Genomic DNA, 15,866 nt, shown 5'->3' on the forward strand with positions numbered 1-15,866 from the left:
TTCTATCCCCAAACCTAAATGGACCCCCGGTTCGGGGACGCTCCAGGAGCTAGAGAATGGCCAAGGAAAAGTTCGAACGCACTAAGCCGCACTGCAACATCGGCACGATCGGTCACGTTGACCACGGCAAGACGACGCTGACGGCGGCGATCACGATGACGCTGGCCAAGGCCGGCGGCGCCAAGGCGATGAACTACGCCGACATCGACGCCGCGCCGGAAGAAAAGGCCCGCGGCATCACGATCAACACGGCGCACGTCGAGTATGAGACGGAAAACCGTCACTACGCGCACGTCGACTGCCCCGGCCACGCCGACTACGTGAAGAACATGATCACGGGCGCGGCGCAGATGGACGGCGCGATCCTGGTGGTTTCGGCCGCCGACGGCCCGATGCCGCAGACGCGCGAGCACATCCTGCTGGCCCGTCAGGTCGGCGTGCCGGCCCTGGTGGTCTTCATGAACAAGGTCGACCTGGTCGACGACGCCGAGCTGCTCGAGCTGGTGGAAATGGAAGTGCGCGAGCTGCTCTCGTCCTACCAGTTCCCGGGCGACGACATCCCGGTGACCATGGGTTCGGCCAAGGCCGCGACCGACGGCGTGAACCCGGAAATCGGCGAGCAGCAAGTGCTGAAGCTGATGGAAACCGTCGACGCCTACATCCCGCAGCCGGAACGTCCGGTCGACCTGCCCTTCCTGATGCCGGTGGAAGACGTCTTCTCGATCTCGGGCCGCGGCACCGTGGTCACGGGTCGCGTCGAGAAGGGCATCATCAAGGTCGGTGAAGAAGTCGAGATCGTCGGCATCCGTCCGGTTCAAAAGACGACCTGCACGGGCGTCGAAATGTTCCGCAAGCTGCTGGACCAAGGTCAAGCCGGCGACAACGTGGGCGTGCTGCTGCGCGGCACCAAGCGTGAAGACGTCGAGCGCGGCCAGGTGCTGTGCAAGCCGGGTTCGATCACCCCGCACACCAAGTTCCAGGCCGAAGCCTACATCCTGACCAAGGAAGAAGGCGGCCGTCACACGCCGTTCTTCACGAACTATCGCCCGCAGTTCTACTTCCGCACGACGGACGTGACCGGCATCGTTCACCTGAAGGAAGGCGTCGAGATGATCATGCCCGGCGACAACGCCGAGCTGAGCGTCGAGCTGATCACCCCGATCGCCATGGATCAGGGCCTGCGCTTCGCCATCCGTGAAGGCGGCCGCACCGTCGGCGCCGGCGTGGTCGCCAAGATCGTCGAGTAATCGATAGATCCGGGTCTTCGGACCCGAACAGTAGCGTACCGGCCTCATGCAGCGCGCAAGCGCGATAGGCCAAGCGTAAAGCGTACCGGCCTCTCCCCGGAGAGACCGCAGTATCGAGTAACAGAGCGGCCCCCGGAGCGATCCGGGGGCCGTTTTGCTTTGACCTCAAGCAGCCCGAAGGGCGGTAGGTCCGCTCATAATGCTGCGGCCTCTCGGAGCAATCCGGGGGGCCGTTTTGCCGTCGGGGCGGCGGGCGCGTTCGCCCGATTGAGACAGGTCAAGGTCGGACCGCGGAAGCTTGGATCATGGGTCGTTCACCATGGCTCTCAACCGTGTCGAAACGGGCCAGGGCTAGAAGCGCGGGGCGGAATGGAAATTGCTGTCCGTTTCGCGCAAAGGGGGATCCATGGCCGGCGCACTGACTGTTGATATTCGCGATCTCGCAAGCCTGACGGCGGGCGAGCGCGCGCAATGGTCAGCCTGGGTGGCCGCCGATCCGGATCTGGCCAGCCCCTATTTTCGGGTGGAGTTCGCCGAGATAGCGGCGGGGATCAGCCCCGGCTGCGCCCTGGCCGTCTTCAAGCGGGACGGGGAGGTGGTCGGCTACTTCCCCCATCAGAAACGCGGGGCGTCCATTCTGCCGATCGCGGCGCCGATGAACGACTACCACGGGATCATCGGTCCCGTTGAGCTTCGGCCGTCGCTGGTCGAAACGGCGGATCTGCTGGGCGCGCCCCGCTTCAGCGTCAACGGCTGGGTGGGACGTGAGCCGGATCGGGTTCCGAACGAGAGCTTCCGCACCGCCATCTGTAGCCAAGGCGGCTATGAGGCCTGGTATGCGGCGCGTCGCAAGGCCTTCGGCAAATACTTCAAGGACAAGGAACGCGCCCGCCGCAGCATGGCGACCGAGTTCGGCGAGGTCGAGATCCTGATCGGCCAGCGCGACCCGGCCTTGCTGGAAGAGCTGATCGCGTTGAAGCGCGAGCAATACCGGCGCACGCGCCGCCACGACATCTTCGCCTGCGGCTGGACCCGTGACCTGCTGCACGCCCTGATGGCCCACGAGGGCGGCGACTTCGGCGCGTCTCTGGCGGTGCTGCGCGTCGGCGGACAGGTGGCCGCGCTGGAGTATTCGCTGCACGCGGGTCAGCGGTATCATTTCTGGTTCCCGGCCTATGTGCCCACGCTGGCGCGCTGTTCGCCAGGCATCCTGCTGAGCATGGAGACGATCCGGCTGGGCTCGGAGCAGGGCTTCCGCGATTTCGACTATGGCTTCGGCGGCGAGGCCTACAAGCGCTACTTCTGCGACACGGTGCAGCCGGTCGTCGAGGCGACGATCCTGCGGCCAGGACTGAGCGCGGCTCTGGGCCAGGCGGGGGCCTCGCTGCTGTCTCTGGCGGGCGCGGAGCGCGGTCGCCGGATCGGCCAGAGCGTGCGGCGGCGCTGGAACGCCATCGAAGCCTGCGAAGTTACGCCCTCCGGTCGTCTGCGCGGCGCCGCCCAGGCCGCCGGCGCGGCATTGTCCAAGGTCGCCAGCCGTGGGAAAATCTCATGATGAAGGAGGATCAGTCGATGTCCGACCGTCGCACGCGCTATCCGGGGCCCATCGCGCAGGCGGGCGTGATCGCGCATGACCTGATCGCCCAGGGCTTCGCCGAGGACGCCGCCCTGGCGGCTCTGCTGGATCGCTATCCGGCCGAGTTGTTCGACATCAACCTGTACGACTACGACGACGAAGGTCAGGTCTCGCTGCGAACCGGGGCGCGCGGGCGGCTGGACGGGGCGCAGCTTCTGGAGGCGATCCAGCAGGGCAGGCTGTGGGTCAATCTGCGCGACGTGGAGACCGGCTGGCCCGAGCTGTGGGCGGCGGCCATGGCCGAGTTCAAGAAGGTCGAGGCGGCCTATCCCGGTCTGAAGGCGGTCAAGAACGCGGGGCAGTTGATCCTGTCGTCGCCCAAGGCGCGGGTGCCCTATCATTTCGACGCCGCCGGGGTGGTCTTGTTCCACCTGCGCGGCCGCAAGCGGATCTTCGTCTATCCGGGCGATGAGAGCCATCTGCCCGAGCGCAACATGGAACAGGTCGTGGCGCGTCAGACGACCGAGGAACTGCCCTATACCCTGGCCTTCGAGGATGACGCCCATGTGGTGGACCTGGAGCCGGGGCAGGCGCTGACCTGGCCGCTGTATGCGCCACACCGGGTCGAGAACCTGGATCGGTTCTGCGTCTCCCTGTCGATGGACTTCCAGACCTGGCCGTCGCGATTCCGCAACGGGGCGCTCTACACCAATGCGGTGATGCGCAGCCGGGGCGGTTCGCCGCGCTTTACGGATCAGATGGGGCAGGGCGCGCTGGCGGCGCGCTGGGCGGCGTCCCTGGCTCTGCGCCGCGTGGGCGCGCTCAAGAGCAAGATCGCCCACTTCGAGCGCCAGTTCGAACCCGAGGTCGGCGCCGCCGACGGGGCGGGGGCGCTGAAGGCCTGAGCGACGGAAGGTCGGTTTCTTACAACGACTTCATGACCTCGATTTAAAATGACTTGGGCGGCGGGCGCGGCCAGTTTCATCTCACATCTGGAGAGGGACACCGCCATGAAGATCGCCGTTTACGCCGCCGCCTCAGCCGCCGTTCTGACCGCGCTGGCCGTCGCGCAGCCCGCCGCCGCGCAGGAGGCCGAGATCCGTAATGCCGTGGCGCGCGTCATCGTCATCCCCGAGGATCGCGCCGACATCGCCGTCGAGATCACGCCGGGCTCGGCCGACCTGCCGCAGCTGACGGTCGAGCGCCGGGGCGACAAGGTGCGCATCGACGGCGGTCTGGGCCGCCGTCGCAGCATGATGCAGTTCAGCAATGACAGCATCCGCGAATGCAACAACGGTCGGGCCGACGCGCGACAGCCGGGCGAGGGCGCGACGGTCGTGCTGTCCGGCAAGGGCCGTATCCGCCTGGAAGACGCGCCCCTGGTGGTGCTGCGCACCCCGCGCAACGTGGACGTGGAATCGGGAAGCGGCGTCTATGGCGCGGTGGGCCGTGGCGCGCGCTCGGTGGAACTGGGCGCCGGCGGCTGCGGCAACTGGACCGTGGCCAATGTCGATGCCCGCCTCGACATCGGCGTCGGCGGCTCCGGCACGGTGCGCGCGGGAACCTCGCAGTCCCTGGAGGCCTCGGTCGGCGGTTCGGGCTCGATCTTCGCCGGGGCGACCGGGGGCCTTGAAGCCAATGTCGGCGGTTCCGGCAGCATAGCCGTGGCCAGCATCAACGGGCCGGCGGACGTTTCCATCGGCGGGTCGGGCGATGTGACCATTCGGGGCGGTCGCGCCACGAGCATGGACGTGGCCGTGGCGGGTTCGGGCAATGTTCGCTTTGACGGAACCGCCGCCAGCCTGGACGCCTCGATCGCCGGATCGGGCGATGTGCGGGTGAGCGAAGTGACGGGCGTGGTGTCGCGCTCGATCGTCGGTTCGGGCGAGGTGCGCGTCGGACGCTGATCCGACCCATCTTGCTACGGAAGAAGGCCCGGGAGCGTGGAACCCCCCGGGCCTTTTTGCTGCGTGGCGTGCGGCGCCTGGATTGCGCGCAAAGAAAAGCCCCGGCGGATTGCTCCGCCGGGGCTCCTCGCTTCGACCACAGGGGCGAAGGTCGTTCGTTGGCTTAGAAGCCGCGGAGCGGCAGGCCGGCCAGGGTACGGCCCAGGTTGGCGCCGGCGCGGTCCAGCGACTGCAGCGTGCCACCGAAGTTGTAGCGAGCGCCGATCATGAAGACGTCGGCGTCGACGTCGACGTTGGCGAAGTCGCTCGAGACGCGCTGGTAGGTGCCGGTGACGCTGAACGGGCTGTTGGCGAACTGGTACTCGGCGCCGGCGCCGTAGGCCCAGACGTCGGCTTCGCCTTGGTCGGCGTCGACGTTCGAGTACGACACGCCAGCGTTCAGGCGGAACGACGGGTTGACGTAGTAGGCAGCGTCGCCGCCGACGGTCCAGGCGTCAGCGCCGTCCAGGTCCGAGTAGGAGACCAGGCCGGTCAGCGTGGCCGAGGCCAGGTACTTCTGGACTTCAGCGCCGACCGTGAAGGTCTCGTCGTCGCCCAGGTCCGTGACGCCGGCGAAGCCGCCGATGCGCAGGTCGGAACCGAAGGTCTTGGTCAGGTGGGCGGCAGCAGCGACCGTGGTGTCGTCGCCGAAGTCGCTGTCAGCATAGTTGACGGCGCCGTTGACGGTGACGGTCCATTCCGGGGCGACCTTGAAGGCGCCGACGCCGTCCAGGTTTGCGCCGTCGGTCTTGAAGCCTTCAGCGTCGGTGTGGACGTAGGCGATGCCGGCCGAGCCGACAGCGTCTTGAGCAAAGGCGGGAGCGGCGATCAGGGTCGCGGCGGCGACGGAGGCGAGGAAGACGGTTTTCATTATGATTATCCTTTTTGTGCGCCGCCGGGTTCGCACCGTGGCGGCAAGGGGAAGATAGGCCCCGCTTTGTCGTTTTGCCGTTACGAACTTGTCATATTTCAGTGGTTTGGGGCCGATGTTGCTGATGGGTGACGCATTGCGGCACGTTTGCGTCGGCACGCGGTGCGGGATTGCGGCGAACCCTTAACCGGGCCGTCATGTCGCCCAGCTTTGGTCTCAGGCGTTAAGCCGAGGGACGGATCTGGCGGCTGGCGAGCCCTATATATAGAGTGAAGGCGAGGGCGCGCTGACGGTCGGGCCGCGAGTCGCAAACCCCCGCCACGTCTCGGTTTCCGCGCTTGACGAAAAAGGAATCGAAGGGCATAAGCACCCTTCTTGTTGGACCGGCTGTGCACTCTCGGGTGCAGACGCGGTTCGCAGGGACGACCTAAGTTACTGTTCTTTGCAGCATTCTTGGGATTTTACGGCCTTCGCGGGAAACTGCGTGGGCCAATCGTTTTTGCGGATTTGCGTTCCTTGGGGCTCTGCCCGAGGCTTCGGTCTTTGAAATGGTTCACAGGGACGCGGTTCCGACCGCTTGGGAATAACAACCGATATGGATCAAAGCATCCGCATCAGGCTCAAGGCCTTCGATCATCGCGTCCTCGACTTTTCGACGCGCGAGATCGTCAACACCGCTAAGCGCACCGGGGCGACCGTTCGTGGTCCGATCCCGCTGCCGACCCTGATCGAAAAGTTCACCGTGAACCGCTCGCCGCACGTCGATAAGAAGTCGCGTGAGCAGTTTGAAATCCGCACGCACAAACGCGTGCTCGACATCATCGACCCCACCCCGCAAACCGTGGACGCGCTCATGAAGCTCGACCTGTCGGCCGGTGTGGACGTCGAGATCAAGATTTAAGAAAGAAAGAGGCGGGATCCGACATGCGTACGGGCGTGATCGCCAAGAAACTGGGAATGACGCGCGTCTTCGCTGAAGACGGCGCACATATTCCGGTCACGGTTCTGCAGCTTGATGGCTGTCAGGTCGTGGGTCAGCGCACTCAAGAGCGGGACGGCTACGTCGCCCTGCAACTGGGCGCCGGAACCAAGAAGGCAAAAAACACCAACAAGGCTCAGCGCGAAGTTTTCGCCAAGGCCGAGGTTGAACCTAAGCACTATGTGGCCGAGTTCCGCGTTGACGCGGAAGGTCTGCTGGACGTGGGCGCCGAACTGTCGGCCGATCACTTCCTGGCTGGCCAGAAGGTCGACATCCAGGGCGAAACCATCGGTAAGGGCTTCGCCGGCGCCATGAAGCGCTGGAACTTCGGCGGTCTGCGCGCCACGCACGGCGTTTCGCTGTCGCACCGCTCGCACGGCTCGACTGGCCAACGCCAGGACCCGGGCAAGACCTTCAAGGGTAAGAAGATGGCTGGCCACTACGGTCAGGAAGTCGTCACCCAGCAGAACCTGACCGTCGTCCGCGTGGACGCCGAGCGTGGCCTGATCCTGATCAAGGGCGCTGTCCCGGGTCACGACGGCAGCTACGTCAAGGTTCGCGACGCCGTTAAGAAGGCTCGCCCGGCTGACGCTCCCTTCCCGGGCGCTGTGAAGTCGGCTGCTGCTCCGGCTGCTGCTGTTCCGGCAGTGGAAGCCAATGAAGGCGGTGAAGCGTAATGAAACTCTCGGTCATCAAACTCGACGGCAAGGCTGCCGGCGACGTGGAACTGTCGGAAGCCGTCTTCGGCATCTCGGACATCCGCGGCGACCTGCTGGCCCGTTACGTCAACTGGCAGCTGGCCAAGCGCCGCGCCGGCACGCACAAGGTTCAAACCCGCAACGAGAACTCTCGTACGGGTAAGAAGATGTACAAGCAAAAGGGCACCGGCGGCGCTCGTCACGGTTCGCGCCGTGCACCGCAGTTCGTCGGCGGTTCGCGCGCCTTTGGTCCGGTTGTCCGTGACCACGGCTACTCGCTGCCGAAGAAGGTCCGCGCCCTGGCTCTGCGTCACGCTCTCAGCTCGAAGGTCAAGGCCGGCGATCTGATCGTGGTCGACAGCGTTTCGGTCAAGGAAGCCAAGACGGCCTCGCTGCGCGAGACCTTCGGCAAGCTCGGCTGGACCAAGGCTCTGATCATCGCGGGTCCGGAAGTCGAAACCAATTTCGGCCTGGCCGCTCGCAACATCCCGCACATCGACGTGCTGCCGAACGCCGGCCTGAACGTCTATGACATCCTGCGGGCCGACAAACTGGTGCTGACCAAGGCGGCTGTCGAAGCCATCGAGGCGCGCTTCGCTGAGAAGGAAGCCGCATAATGGCCGCCGCTCAACCCACCGCCAAGCACTACGACACCATCCTGGCTCCGATCATCACGGAAAAAGCCACGATCCTGTCGGAGCAGAACAAGGTTGTCTTCCGCGTCGCCGGTACGGCGACCAAGGACGAGATCGCTGCTGCGGTCGAAAGCCTGTTCAAAGTCAACGTCCTCAAGGTCAACACCCTGGTTCAAAAGGGCAAGACCAAGCGCTTCCGGGGCATCCTCGGTCGCCGCGTGGACATCAAGAAAGCGATCGTGACGCTGGCTGACGGCCAGTCGATCGACGTCACGACGGGGCTCTAAGAAGATGGCCTTGAAAACCTACAATCCGACGTCGCCGGGCCGCCGCGCCCTGGTGCTGGTCGATCGGTCCGAGCTCCACAAGGGCCGTCCCGAGAAGTCGCTGACCGAAGGCCTGACGAAGTCCGGCGGTCGTGGCGCAGGTGGTCGTATCGCTGTCCGCTTCCGCGGCGGCGGCGCCAAGACCCTGTACCGCAAGATCGACTTCAAGCGTCGCAAGTTCGACGCCATCGGTACGGTCGAGCGTCTGGAATATGACCCGAACCGCACGGCCTTCATCGCCCTGGTGACCTACGCCGACGGCGAGAAGACCTACATCATCGCGCCGCAACGCCTTAAGGCCGGCGACACGGTGATCGCGGGCGAAAAGACCGACGTGAAGCCGGGCAACGCCATGCCGCTCCGTTCGATGCCGGTGGGTACGATCATCCACAACATCGAAATGAAGCCGGGCAAGGGCGCTCAGCTGGCCCGTTCGGCCGGCGCCTATGCTCAACTGGTCGGCCGCGATCAGGGCTACGCCCAGATCCGTCTCGGCTCGGGCGAGCTGCGCATGGTCCTGGACTCCTGCATGGCCACGGTGGGCGCGGTTTCGAACCCCGACCACATGAACCAGAACCTCGGCAAGGCCGGTCGCGTTCGTCACATGGGCTGGCGTCCGCACGTTCGCGGCGTCGCCATGAACCCGATCGACCACCCGCATGGTGGTGGTGAAGGCCGGACCTCTGGTGGTCGTACCCCGGTTACGCCGTGGGGCAAGGACACCAAGGGCACCCGCACCCGCAAGAACAAGGCTACGGATAAGTTCATCATCCGTACTTGCCACGTGAAGAAGGCTCGCTAAGAATGGCCCGCTCCTCCTGGAAAGGCCCGTTTGTCGACGGGTATCTGCTCAAGAAGGCCGACGCCGTTCAAACGTCGGGCCGCAAGGATGTGATCAAGACCTGGTCGCGTCGTTCCACCATCCTGCCCCAGTTCGTCGGTCTGACCTTCGGCGTCCACAACGGCCAAAAGCACGTGCCGGTGATGGTCAACGAAGACATGGTCGGCATGAAGTTTGGCGAGTTCGCCCCGACCCGGTCGTTCCCGGGTCACGCGGCGGACAAGAAGGCCAAAAGGAAGTAACTGATGGCCAAGTCCAACAACCCCCGCCGCGTCGGCGCCACCGAGGCTCGCGCCAAGCTGGTCAACGTTCGCATCAGCCCTCAAAAGCTGAACCTGGTCGCCGCTTCGATCCGCGGTCTGCCGGTTCAGAAGGCGCTGAACGAGCTGGAATTCAGCCGCAAGCGTATCGCCACCGACGTCCGCAAGGTTCTGTATTCGGCCGTTTCGAACGCCGAGAACAACCACAACCTCGACATCGACAATCTGGTCGTCGCTGAGGCCTTCGTGGGCAAGAACCTGGTGATGAAGCGCTTCGCGAGCCGCGCTCGTGGTCGCTCGTCGCGCATCCTGAAACCGTTCAGCGAGATCACGATCGTGGTCCGTGAAGCCGGCGAGGCCGCCTGATGGGACAGAAAATCAATCCGGTCGGTCTGCGCCTCGGCGTCAACCGCACGTGGGACAGCCGCTGGTTCGCCGGCGGCGCCGACTACGCCCGCCTGCTGCACCAGGACCTGAAGCTGCGCACGTGGCTCAAGGAACGCCTGGCCGCCGCTGGCGTCTCGCGCATCATCATCGAGCGCCCGCACAAGAAGTGCCGCGTGACGATCTATGCCGCCCGTCCGGGCGTCGTGATCGGCAAGAAGGGCGCTGACATCGAGAAGCTCCGCAAGGACATCTCGGCTCGCACCGAAGGCGAAGTTCACCTGAACATCGTCGAAGTCCGCAAGCCGGAAACCGACGCGCAGCTGATCGCCGAAAACATCGCACAGCAACTGGAGCGCCGGATCGCCTTCCGCCGCGCCATGAAGCGTTCGATGCAGTCGGCGATGCGTCTGGGCGCCAAGGGCGTTCGGATCAACGTCTCGGGTCGCCTCGGCGGTGCTGAAATCGCTCGTATGGAATGGTACCGCGAAGGTCGCGTGCCGCTTCACACGCTGCGTGCCGACATCGACTACGGCTTCTACGAAGCCAAGACGACCTACGGCATCATTGGCGTGAAGGTCTGGGTCTTCAAGGGTGAAGTGCTGGAGCACGATCCCATGGCTCAGGACAAGCGTTGGGCCCTGGAAGCCTCGGGTCCGTCGTCCAACGAAGGCCGTGGCGGCCCCCGCGGTGATCGCGGTCCGCGCCGTGGTCGTGAGGGCTGATAGGTCATGTTGCAACCTAAAAAGACCAAGTACCGCAAGGCCTTCAAGGGCCGCATCCATGGCTCGGCCAAGGGTGGTTTCTCGCTGAACTTCGGCTCCTATGGCCTGAAGACGGTGGAACCCGAGCGTATCACTGCTCGCCAGATCGAAGCGGCTCGCCGCGCGATCACGCGTCAGATGAAGCGTCAGGGCCGCGTCTGGATCCGGGTCTTCCCGGATCTGCCCGTCACGGGCAAGCCGGCTGAAGTCCGGATGGGTAAGGGCAAGGGCGCCGTGGACCATTGGGCCGCACGCTGCCACCCGGGCCGCATCCTGTTCGAAATCGACGGCGTGCCGGACGATGTGGCTCGCGAAGCTCTGCGCCTCGGCGCGGCCAAGCTGCCGGTCCGCACCAAGGTGGTCACCCGCCTCGACGCCGGCATCGCTCACCTTGAGGAAGCGGCATGACCAAGATCGCCGATCTCCGGGGCCAAACCCCCGACCAACTGGCCGACGAGCTGCTGAAGCTCAAGAAGGAACAGTTCAACCTGCGCTTCCAGGCCGCCACCGGTCAGATGGAAAAGACTCACCGCGTTGGTGAAGTCCGCAAAGACATCGCTCGCATCTCCACGCTTCTGCGTGAGAAGCGCGCAGCGGTTTAAGGAAACACCTATGCCCAAACGTATTCTTGAAGGCGTGGTCGTGTCCGACAAGGGCGACAAGACGGTCGTCGTGAAGGTCGAGCGCACTCTGCTGCACCCGGTCCTGAAAAAGATCGTCCGTCTGTCCAAGAAGTACCACGCTCACGATGAGGGCAACGCCCTCAAAGTCGGCGACGTCGCACGCATCGTCGAGTGCGCCCCCAAGTCCAAGCTGAAGCGTTGGGAAGTCGTTTCCCCCGCCTCGGCTTCCTAAAGAAAAGGATCGGATCCTATGATCCAGATGCAAACTAACCTGGAGGTCGCCGATAACTCGGGCGCTCGCCGGGTCATGTGCATCAAGGTGTTGGGCGGCTCCAAGCGCCGCTACGCCTCGGTGGGCGACACCATTGTCGCCTCGGTGAAGGAAGCTATCCCGCGCGGCCGCGTGAAGAAGGGCGACGTCGTTCGCGCCATCGTCGTGCGCACCGCCAAGGACATCCAGCGCAAGGACGGCTCGGTCATTCGTTTTGACAAGTCGGCCGCCGTCATCGTCAACAAGCAGAACGAGCCGGTCGGCACGCGGATCTTTGGCCCGGTTCCTCGCGAACTGCGCGCCAAGAACCACATGAAGATCATCTCGCTGGCTCCGGAGGTCCTGTAATATGGCCGCCAAGATCAAAAAGGGCGACAAGGTCGTCGTCCTGACCGGCAAGGACAAGGGACGCACCGGCCAGGTGCTGAAGGTCCTCCCGACCGAAAACCGCGTCGTCGTGCAAGGCGTCAACATGGTTCAGCGCCACACGCGCCCGACCCAGGCTGACCCGCAAGGCGGCATCAAGCACAAGGAAGCCTCGCTTCACCTGTCGAACGTCGCGATCGCCGACGCCAACGGCAAGGCGACCCGCGTCGGCTTCAAGGTCGAAGGCGACGCCAAGGTTCGCTTCGCCAAGACCACGGGAGACGTCATCTAATGGCTGACACCAAGTACACGCCGCGTCTCAAGACCGAATATCAGGCCCGCATTCGCGCCGCCCTGAAGGAAAAGTTCGGCTACACGAACGAGATGCAGATCCCCAAGCTGGACAAGATCGTCCTGAACATGGGCGTCGGTGAAGCTGTCGCAGACTCCAAGAAGGTCAATGCGGCCCTCAAGGACCTGACGGCCATCGCTGGTCAGAAGGCTGTGCCGACCAAGGCTCGTAACTCCATCGCCGGCTTCAAGCTGCGCGAAGGCATGGTCATCGGCGGCAAGGTCACGCTGCGCGGCGCCCAGATGTACGAGTTTCTGGACCGCTTCATCACGATCGCGCTGCCGCGCGTGAAGGACTTCCGTGGTCTGAAGGGCACCTCGTTCGACGGTCGTGGCAACTACGCCACGGGTCTGAAGGAGCACATCGTGTTCCCTGAGATCAACTACGACCAGATCGATCAGATGTGGGGCATGGACATCGTCGTCTGCACCACGGCCAAGACCGATGAGGAAGCCAAGGCTCTCCTCACCGAGTTCAATTTCCCGTTCATCAAGAACTGAGCGGGAAGGGAAGAGAACAATGGCTAAGAAAAGCGCCGTAAACCGTAACGAAGCCGTCAAGGCCCTGGTTGCGAAGTATGCCGCAAAGCGGGCTGCCCTCAAGGCGACCGCCAACGACGAGAGCCTGCCGCTGGAAGAGCGTTTCGACGCTCGCCTGAAGCTGGCTGAGCTGCCGCGCAACTCGGCTCCGTCGCGCATCCGCAACCGCTGCGAAGTGACGGGCCGTCCGCGGGCCTTCTACCGCAAGCTGAAGATGAGCCGGATCGCCATGCGCGAGCTGGGCAACCTGGGGCAGATCCCCGGCCTGACCAAGTCGAGCTGGTAAGGGGAGCGAACAGATATGATGATCAACGATCCCCTGAGCGACATGATCGCTCGCATCAAGAACGCGGCGACCCGCAAGCGTTCCAAGGTGCTGACCCCGGCCTCGCGTCTGCGCCAGCGCGTCCTCGACGTGCTGCAGGACGAAGGCTACATCCGCGGCTATTCGCTGGTTCAAAACCCCGGTGAGTTCCCGCAGTTCGAGATCGAGCTGAAGTACTTTGACGGCCAGCCGGTGATCGCTGAGATCGCCCGCGTGTCGAAGCCCGGCCGTCGCGTCTATTCGGCCATCGGCGATCTGAAGCCGATCAAGAACGGCCTCGGCATCTCGATCCTTTCGACTTCGAAGGGCGTCATGTCCGACGCCAACGCCCGCGACGCTAACGTCGGCGGCGAAGTCCTCTGCAGGGTCTACTGATATGTCCCGTATTGGCAAGAAAACCATTGCTGTGCCGAAGGGCGTGACTGTCACGCTCAACGGCCAGAACGTCACCGTGAAGGGCCCCAAGGGCGAACGCTCCTGGACCGTCGCAGAAGAAATCGAAGTCAAGCAGGAAGGCGACGAACTGTCGCTGGCCCCGCGTTCGGACACGCCTCGCGCTCGCGCGATGTGGGGTCTGTCGCGGACCCTGGTCGACAACATGGTCACCGGCGTGACCACGGGCTTCGACAAGACCCTGGAACTGGTCGGCGTGGGTTACCGCGCTGCGCTGAAGGGCCAGGCTCTGTCGCTGCAGCTCGGCTTCTCGCATGAAGTCGACATCGACCCGCCGGCCGGCGTCACCTTCGCCGTGCCGAAGCAGACCGAGATCAAGATCTCGGGCTCGGACAAGCAGGCCGTTGGTGAAATCGCCGCCGTCATCCGCAAGCTGCGTCCGCCGGAACCCTATAAGGGCAAGGGCGTGCGCTATCAGGGCGAGACCGTCCGGCGCAAGGAAGGCAAGAAGAAGTAAGTCATGGCTCTTTCTCTGCAACAACAAGCCAAGCGCCGCGCCGAACGCAACCGTCGTCGCCTCAAGGCTGTCGCCAACGGCCGTCTGCGTCTGTCGGTCTTCCGTTCGGACAAGAACATCTCGGCTCAAATCATCGACGACGCCCAGGGCGTCACGGTGGCCGCCGCCTCGTCGCTGGAAGGCGGCAAGGGTTCCAAGGGTTCGGACGTCGCCGCAGCTGCTGCGATCGGCAAGCTGATCGCCGAACGCGCCAAGGAGAAGGGCGTCACCGACGTCGTCTTCGACCGCGGCGGCTACATCTATCACGGCCGCGTCAAGGCGCTGGCGGAGGCCGCGCGTGAAGCCGGCCTGAACTTCTAAGGGATCGAGAAGCATGGCTCGTGAACCCCAACGCGGACAAGGTGGTCAGAACCGCGACCGCCGCGACCGTAACGCTCCCGCTGTCGATGGCCCGGATTCGGACATCGTCGAAAAGCTGGTGCACATCAACCGCGTCGCCGCCACCGTTAAGGGCGGACGTCGTTTCTCGTTCGCAGCCCTGATGGTTGTGGGCGACGGCAAGGGCCGGGTCGGCTTCGGTCATGGCAAGGCGCGTGAAGTGCCGGAAGCCATCCGCAAGGCGACTGAAGAAGCCAAGAAGACCATGATCCGCGTTCCGCTCCGCGAGAACCGCACCCTGCACCACGACGGCAACGGCCGTTGGGGCGCTGGCAAGATCATGATGCGCGCTGCCCCTCCCGGCACGGGCGTCATCGCCGGCGGTCCGATGCGTGCGGTCCTCGAAACCCTCGGCGTCCAGGACGTCGTCGGCAAGTCGACCGGCTCGTCGAACCCCTACAACATGATCCGCGCGACCTTCGAAGCTCTGAAGGTTCAATCGTCGCCGCGTCAGGTTGCTGCAAAGCGTGGCAAGAAGGTCGCTGACCTGATGGGCCGCCGCAACGACGGCGCTTCGGCGCCTGAAGCAGTCGAGGGCTGATAGACATGGCCAAGAACGAAAAAGCCACCGTCACGATCCGCCAGACGGCCAGCCCGATCCGCCGCAAGTCGGATCAGCGCGCCACTCTGTCGGGTCTGGGTCTGAACCGCATTGGCCGTGAGTCGACGCTGGAAGACACCCCCTCGGTCCGTGGGATGATCGCCAAGGTCGCCCACATGATCGAAGTGGTCGAAAAATAAGACGATGCGCCCTCTCCCGATCCGGGGGAGGGCGTTTCTCTTTGAAGAAGCATCTTGCGATGCAGCGACGGGCCGCCTAGAAGCGGCCCTTCAATTTATCCAACGCCGAGTCAGGCGCGATCAATCCGATCGACCTGGCGCTAGCACCCGAAAGGATCAGGCACATGAAACTGAACGAAATTCGCGACAACGAAGGCGCCCACAAGAAGCGCATGCGCGTCGGCCGCGGCCCGGGTTCGGGCAAGGGCAAGACCGCCGGTCGCGGCGTCAAGGGTCAGAAGTCGCGTTCGGGCGTCGCCATCGGCGGCTTCGAAGGCGGTCAAATGCCGCTCTACATGCGTATGCCGAAGCGCGGCTTCAACAACCCGAACGCGCTGAAGCTGGCCGAAGTGAACCTGTGGCGCGTGCAAGAAGCCATCGACGCCGGCAAGCTGGACGCCAAGGCTGAAATCAACGGCGCCGCCCTGGTGGCCGCCGGCGTGATCCGTCGCGTCAAGGACGGCGTCCGCGTTCTGGGCGAAGGCGAGCTGAAGGCCAAGCTGAACCTGGTCGTGTGGTCGGCCTCGGCCGGCGCCATCAAGGCCATCGAAGCCGCTGGCGGCAAGGTCGAGCAACAACGCATCGCCGCTGAAGCCAAGGCCGCTGCTCGCGTCGAGAAGCGCAACGCCGCCAAGGGCAAGGCTCCGGCCGCCAAGGCTCCGCTGGGCGACGCCAACAAGGTCTCGGCCCGCGCCAAACGCGCTGCTGCCAAGGCCTAAATCGATATCGTCATCC

General features: G+C 64.5%; 26 protein-coding genes. 25 read left to right on the plus strand and 1 reads right to left on the minus strand.

The genetic code is table 11. The features are described 5' to 3' along the window. Positions 1–56: 56 nt before the first annotated feature. From tuf to ACR9FL_RS05475, 4 genes are all read left to right on the plus strand, one after another. A complete protein-coding gene (gene tuf, locus ACR9FL_RS05460) occupies positions 57–1,247 on the plus strand; it encodes an elongation factor Tu (RefSeq protein WP_436357555.1) in 1,191 nt (396 codons plus the stop codon). 406 nt (positions 1,248–1,653) lie between these two features. Continuing rightward, on the plus strand, positions 1,654–2,802 hold the full coding sequence (locus ACR9FL_RS05465; protein ID WP_436357587.1) for a GNAT family N-acetyltransferase: 1,149 nt from the start codon (positions 1,654–1,656) through the stop codon (positions 2,800–2,802). A gap of 17 nt (positions 2,803–2,819) precedes the next feature. Continuing rightward, positions 2,820–3,728 carry a cupin-like domain-containing protein gene (locus tag ACR9FL_RS05470; protein ID WP_436357589.1) on the plus strand — a complete coding sequence of 303 codons (909 nt, stop codon included), beginning with the start codon at positions 2,820–2,822 and terminating at the stop codon, positions 3,726–3,728. Between the two features lie 105 nt (positions 3,729–3,833). Further along, positions 3,834–4,730, plus strand: coding sequence for a GIN domain-containing protein (locus ACR9FL_RS05475; protein ID WP_436357591.1), 897 nt, complete (start codon positions 3,834–3,836; stop codon positions 4,728–4,730). Positions 4,731–4,893: 163 nt separating this feature from the next. Here the strand turns inward: ACR9FL_RS05475 and ACR9FL_RS05480 are convergent, their stop codons facing one another. Further along, positions 4,894–5,640 (minus strand): porin, encoded by a 747-nt coding sequence (locus tag ACR9FL_RS05480; RefSeq protein WP_105563629.1) that lies wholly within the window; start codon positions 5,638–5,640, stop codon positions 4,894–4,896. Between the two features lie 595 nt (positions 5,641–6,235). Between ACR9FL_RS05480 and rpsJ the strand changes: the two genes are divergently transcribed. From rpsJ to rplO, 21 genes are all read left to right on the plus strand, one after another. Beyond that, positions 6,236–6,541, plus strand: coding sequence for a 30S ribosomal protein S10 (gene rpsJ / locus ACR9FL_RS05485; protein WP_105563630.1), 306 nt, complete (start codon positions 6,236–6,238; stop codon positions 6,539–6,541). Positions 6,542–6,564: 23 nt separating this feature from the next. Then, a complete protein-coding gene (rplC, locus tag ACR9FL_RS05490; RefSeq protein WP_436357593.1) occupies positions 6,565–7,296 on the plus strand; it encodes a 50S ribosomal protein L3 in 732 nt (243 codons plus the stop codon). After that, positions 7,296–7,934, plus strand: a complete 639-nt coding sequence (rplD, locus tag ACR9FL_RS05495; protein ID WP_105563632.1) for a 50S ribosomal protein L4 — start codon at positions 7,296–7,298, stop codon at positions 7,932–7,934. The genes rplC and rplD overlap by 1 nt, the downstream gene beginning before the upstream one ends. Beyond that, positions 7,934–8,239 carry a 50S ribosomal protein L23 gene (locus ACR9FL_RS05500; RefSeq protein WP_105563633.1) on the plus strand — a complete coding sequence of 102 codons (306 nt, stop codon included), beginning with the start codon at positions 7,934–7,936 and terminating at the stop codon, positions 8,237–8,239. Before rplD ends, ACR9FL_RS05500 begins: the two co-directional genes overlap by 1 nt. A 4-nt stretch (positions 8,240–8,243) precedes the next feature. Next, positions 8,244–9,080 (plus strand): 50S ribosomal protein L2, encoded by an 837-nt coding sequence (gene rplB, locus ACR9FL_RS05505; RefSeq protein ID WP_436357595.1) that lies wholly within the window; start codon positions 8,244–8,246, stop codon positions 9,078–9,080. A 2-nt stretch (positions 9,081–9,082) separates the two neighbouring features. Next, positions 9,083–9,361, plus strand: coding sequence for a 30S ribosomal protein S19 (gene rpsS / locus ACR9FL_RS05510; protein ID WP_105563635.1), 279 nt, complete (start codon positions 9,083–9,085; stop codon positions 9,359–9,361). Between the two features lie 3 nt (positions 9,362–9,364). Next, entirely contained in the window at positions 9,365–9,745 is a 381-nt protein-coding gene (rplV, locus tag ACR9FL_RS05515) for a 50S ribosomal protein L22 (protein WP_105563636.1), read from the plus strand. Then, complete coding sequence (gene rpsC, locus ACR9FL_RS05520; protein WP_296175988.1) at positions 9,745–10,488, plus strand: 30S ribosomal protein S3; 744 nt, start codon at positions 9,745–9,747, stop codon at positions 10,486–10,488. Before rplV ends, rpsC begins: the two co-directional genes overlap by 1 nt. Before the next feature lie 6 nt (positions 10,489–10,494). Further along, entirely contained in the window at positions 10,495–10,935 is a 441-nt protein-coding gene (rplP, locus tag ACR9FL_RS05525; RefSeq protein ID WP_105563638.1) for a 50S ribosomal protein L16, read from the plus strand. Further along, positions 10,932–11,129 carry a 50S ribosomal protein L29 gene (rpmC, locus tag ACR9FL_RS05530; RefSeq protein ID WP_105563639.1) on the plus strand — a complete coding sequence of 66 codons (198 nt, stop codon included), beginning with the start codon at positions 10,932–10,934 and terminating at the stop codon, positions 11,127–11,129. Before rplP ends, rpmC begins: the two co-directional genes overlap by 4 nt. A 10-nt stretch (positions 11,130–11,139) precedes the next feature. Continuing rightward, positions 11,140–11,382, plus strand: coding sequence for a 30S ribosomal protein S17 (gene rpsQ, locus ACR9FL_RS05535; RefSeq protein ID WP_105563640.1), 243 nt, complete (start codon positions 11,140–11,142; stop codon positions 11,380–11,382). Positions 11,383–11,400: 18 nt separating this feature from the next. Further along, complete coding sequence (rplN, locus tag ACR9FL_RS05540) at positions 11,401–11,769, plus strand: 50S ribosomal protein L14 (protein ID WP_021698481.1); 369 nt, start codon at positions 11,401–11,403, stop codon at positions 11,767–11,769. A gap of 1 nt (position 11,770) precedes the next feature. Continuing rightward, complete coding sequence (gene rplX / locus ACR9FL_RS05545; protein ID WP_105563641.1) at positions 11,771–12,079, plus strand: 50S ribosomal protein L24; 309 nt, start codon at positions 11,771–11,773, stop codon at positions 12,077–12,079. Beyond that, on the plus strand, positions 12,079–12,639 hold the full coding sequence (gene rplE, locus ACR9FL_RS05550) for a 50S ribosomal protein L5 (protein WP_296175993.1): 561 nt from the start codon (positions 12,079–12,081) through the stop codon (positions 12,637–12,639). The genes rplX and rplE overlap by 1 nt, the downstream gene beginning before the upstream one ends. Before the next feature lie 19 nt (positions 12,640–12,658). After that, positions 12,659–12,964, plus strand: coding sequence for a 30S ribosomal protein S14 (gene rpsN / locus ACR9FL_RS05555; RefSeq protein WP_105563643.1), 306 nt, complete (start codon positions 12,659–12,661; stop codon positions 12,962–12,964). Between the two features lie 15 nt (positions 12,965–12,979). After that, complete coding sequence (rpsH, locus tag ACR9FL_RS05560; protein ID WP_105563644.1) at positions 12,980–13,378, plus strand: 30S ribosomal protein S8; 399 nt, start codon at positions 12,980–12,982, stop codon at positions 13,376–13,378. 1 nt (position 13,379) lies between these two features. Further along, entirely contained in the window at positions 13,380–13,913 is a 534-nt protein-coding gene (gene rplF, locus ACR9FL_RS05565; RefSeq protein WP_296175994.1) for a 50S ribosomal protein L6, read from the plus strand. A 3-nt stretch (positions 13,914–13,916) separates the two neighbouring features. Further along, entirely contained in the window at positions 13,917–14,273 is a 357-nt protein-coding gene (gene rplR, locus ACR9FL_RS05570) for a 50S ribosomal protein L18 (protein WP_105563646.1), read from the plus strand. Between the two features lie 13 nt (positions 14,274–14,286). Then, the gene (rpsE, locus tag ACR9FL_RS05575) at positions 14,287–14,892 is read left to right on the plus strand and encodes a 30S ribosomal protein S5 (RefSeq protein WP_105563647.1); all 606 of its coding nucleotides are present in this window, start codon (positions 14,287–14,289) and stop codon (positions 14,890–14,892) included. 5 nt (positions 14,893–14,897) lie between these two features. Next, positions 14,898–15,092: a 50S ribosomal protein L30 gene (rpmD, locus tag ACR9FL_RS05580; protein ID WP_296175996.1), complete on the plus strand. Its 195-nt coding sequence runs from the start codon at positions 14,898–14,900 to the stop codon at positions 15,090–15,092. Positions 15,093–15,256: 164 nt separating this feature from the next. Further along, on the plus strand, positions 15,257–15,850 hold the full coding sequence (gene rplO, locus ACR9FL_RS05585; RefSeq protein ID WP_436357601.1) for a 50S ribosomal protein L15: 594 nt from the start codon (positions 15,257–15,259) through the stop codon (positions 15,848–15,850). The last annotated feature ends 16 nt before the right edge of the window (positions 15,851–15,866 follow it).

It is taken from the genome of Brevundimonas sp. CEF1 (assembly GCF_051353055.1).
Classification (GTDB): Bacteria; Pseudomonadota; Alphaproteobacteria; order Caulobacterales; family Caulobacteraceae; genus Brevundimonas.

Excerpts from the sequence above, each read along its gene's own strand:
- rplF (WP_296175994.1), top strand. The coding sequence starts at position 13,380 with ATGTCCCGTATTGGCAAGAAAACCATTGCTGTGCCGAAGGGCGTGACT.
- rplV (WP_105563636.1), top strand. The coding sequence starts at position 9,365 with ATGGCCAAGTCCAACAACCCCCGCCGCGTCGGCGCCACCGAGGCTCGC.
- rplN (WP_021698481.1), top strand. The coding sequence starts at position 11,401 with ATGATCCAGATGCAAACTAACCTGGAGGTCGCCGATAACTCGGGCGCT.
- rpsE (WP_105563647.1), top strand. The coding sequence starts at position 14,287 with ATGGCTCGTGAACCCCAACGCGGACAAGGTGGTCAGAACCGCGACCGC.
- rpmC (WP_105563639.1), top strand. The coding sequence starts at position 10,932 with ATGACCAAGATCGCCGATCTCCGGGGCCAAACCCCCGACCAACTGGCC.
- rpsS (WP_105563635.1), top strand. The coding sequence starts at position 9,083 with ATGGCCCGCTCCTCCTGGAAAGGCCCGTTTGTCGACGGGTATCTGCTC.
- rplO (WP_436357601.1), top strand. The coding sequence starts at position 15,257 with ATGAAACTGAACGAAATTCGCGACAACGAAGGCGCCCACAAGAAGCGC.
- rplB (WP_436357595.1), top strand. The coding sequence starts at position 8,244 with ATGGCCTTGAAAACCTACAATCCGACGTCGCCGGGCCGCCGCGCCCTG.
- rplX (WP_105563641.1), top strand. The coding sequence starts at position 11,771 with ATGGCCGCCAAGATCAAAAAGGGCGACAAGGTCGTCGTCCTGACCGGC.
- tuf (WP_436357555.1), top strand. The coding sequence starts at position 57 with ATGGCCAAGGAAAAGTTCGAACGCACTAAGCCGCACTGCAACATCGGC.
- ACR9FL_RS05480 (WP_105563629.1), bottom strand. The coding sequence starts at position 5,640 with ATGAAAACCGTCTTCCTCGCCTCCGTCGCCGCCGCGACCCTGATCGCC.
- rplR (WP_105563646.1), top strand. The coding sequence starts at position 13,917 with ATGGCTCTTTCTCTGCAACAACAAGCCAAGCGCCGCGCCGAACGCAAC.
- rpsN (WP_105563643.1), top strand. The coding sequence starts at position 12,659 with ATGGCTAAGAAAAGCGCCGTAAACCGTAACGAAGCCGTCAAGGCCCTG.
- rplE (WP_296175993.1), top strand. The coding sequence starts at position 12,079 with ATGGCTGACACCAAGTACACGCCGCGTCTCAAGACCGAATATCAGGCC.
- rpsH (WP_105563644.1), top strand. The coding sequence starts at position 12,980 with ATGATGATCAACGATCCCCTGAGCGACATGATCGCTCGCATCAAGAAC.
- rplC (WP_436357593.1), top strand. The coding sequence starts at position 6,565 with ATGCGTACGGGCGTGATCGCCAAGAAACTGGGAATGACGCGCGTCTTC.
- ACR9FL_RS05470 (WP_436357589.1), top strand. The coding sequence starts at position 2,820 with ATGTCCGACCGTCGCACGCGCTATCCGGGGCCCATCGCGCAGGCGGGC.
- rpsQ (WP_105563640.1), top strand. The coding sequence starts at position 11,140 with ATGCCCAAACGTATTCTTGAAGGCGTGGTCGTGTCCGACAAGGGCGAC.
- rplP (WP_105563638.1), top strand. The coding sequence starts at position 10,495 with ATGTTGCAACCTAAAAAGACCAAGTACCGCAAGGCCTTCAAGGGCCGC.
- rplD (WP_105563632.1), top strand. The coding sequence starts at position 7,296 with ATGAAACTCTCGGTCATCAAACTCGACGGCAAGGCTGCCGGCGACGTG.
- ACR9FL_RS05500 (WP_105563633.1), top strand. The coding sequence starts at position 7,934 with ATGGCCGCCGCTCAACCCACCGCCAAGCACTACGACACCATCCTGGCT.
- rpmD (WP_296175996.1), top strand. The coding sequence starts at position 14,898 with ATGGCCAAGAACGAAAAAGCCACCGTCACGATCCGCCAGACGGCCAGC.
- ACR9FL_RS05465 (WP_436357587.1), top strand. The coding sequence starts at position 1,654 with ATGGCCGGCGCACTGACTGTTGATATTCGCGATCTCGCAAGCCTGACG.
- rpsC (WP_296175988.1), top strand. The coding sequence starts at position 9,745 with ATGGGACAGAAAATCAATCCGGTCGGTCTGCGCCTCGGCGTCAACCGC.
- ACR9FL_RS05475 (WP_436357591.1), top strand. The coding sequence starts at position 3,834 with ATGAAGATCGCCGTTTACGCCGCCGCCTCAGCCGCCGTTCTGACCGCG.
- rpsJ (WP_105563630.1), top strand. The coding sequence starts at position 6,236 with ATGGATCAAAGCATCCGCATCAGGCTCAAGGCCTTCGATCATCGCGTC.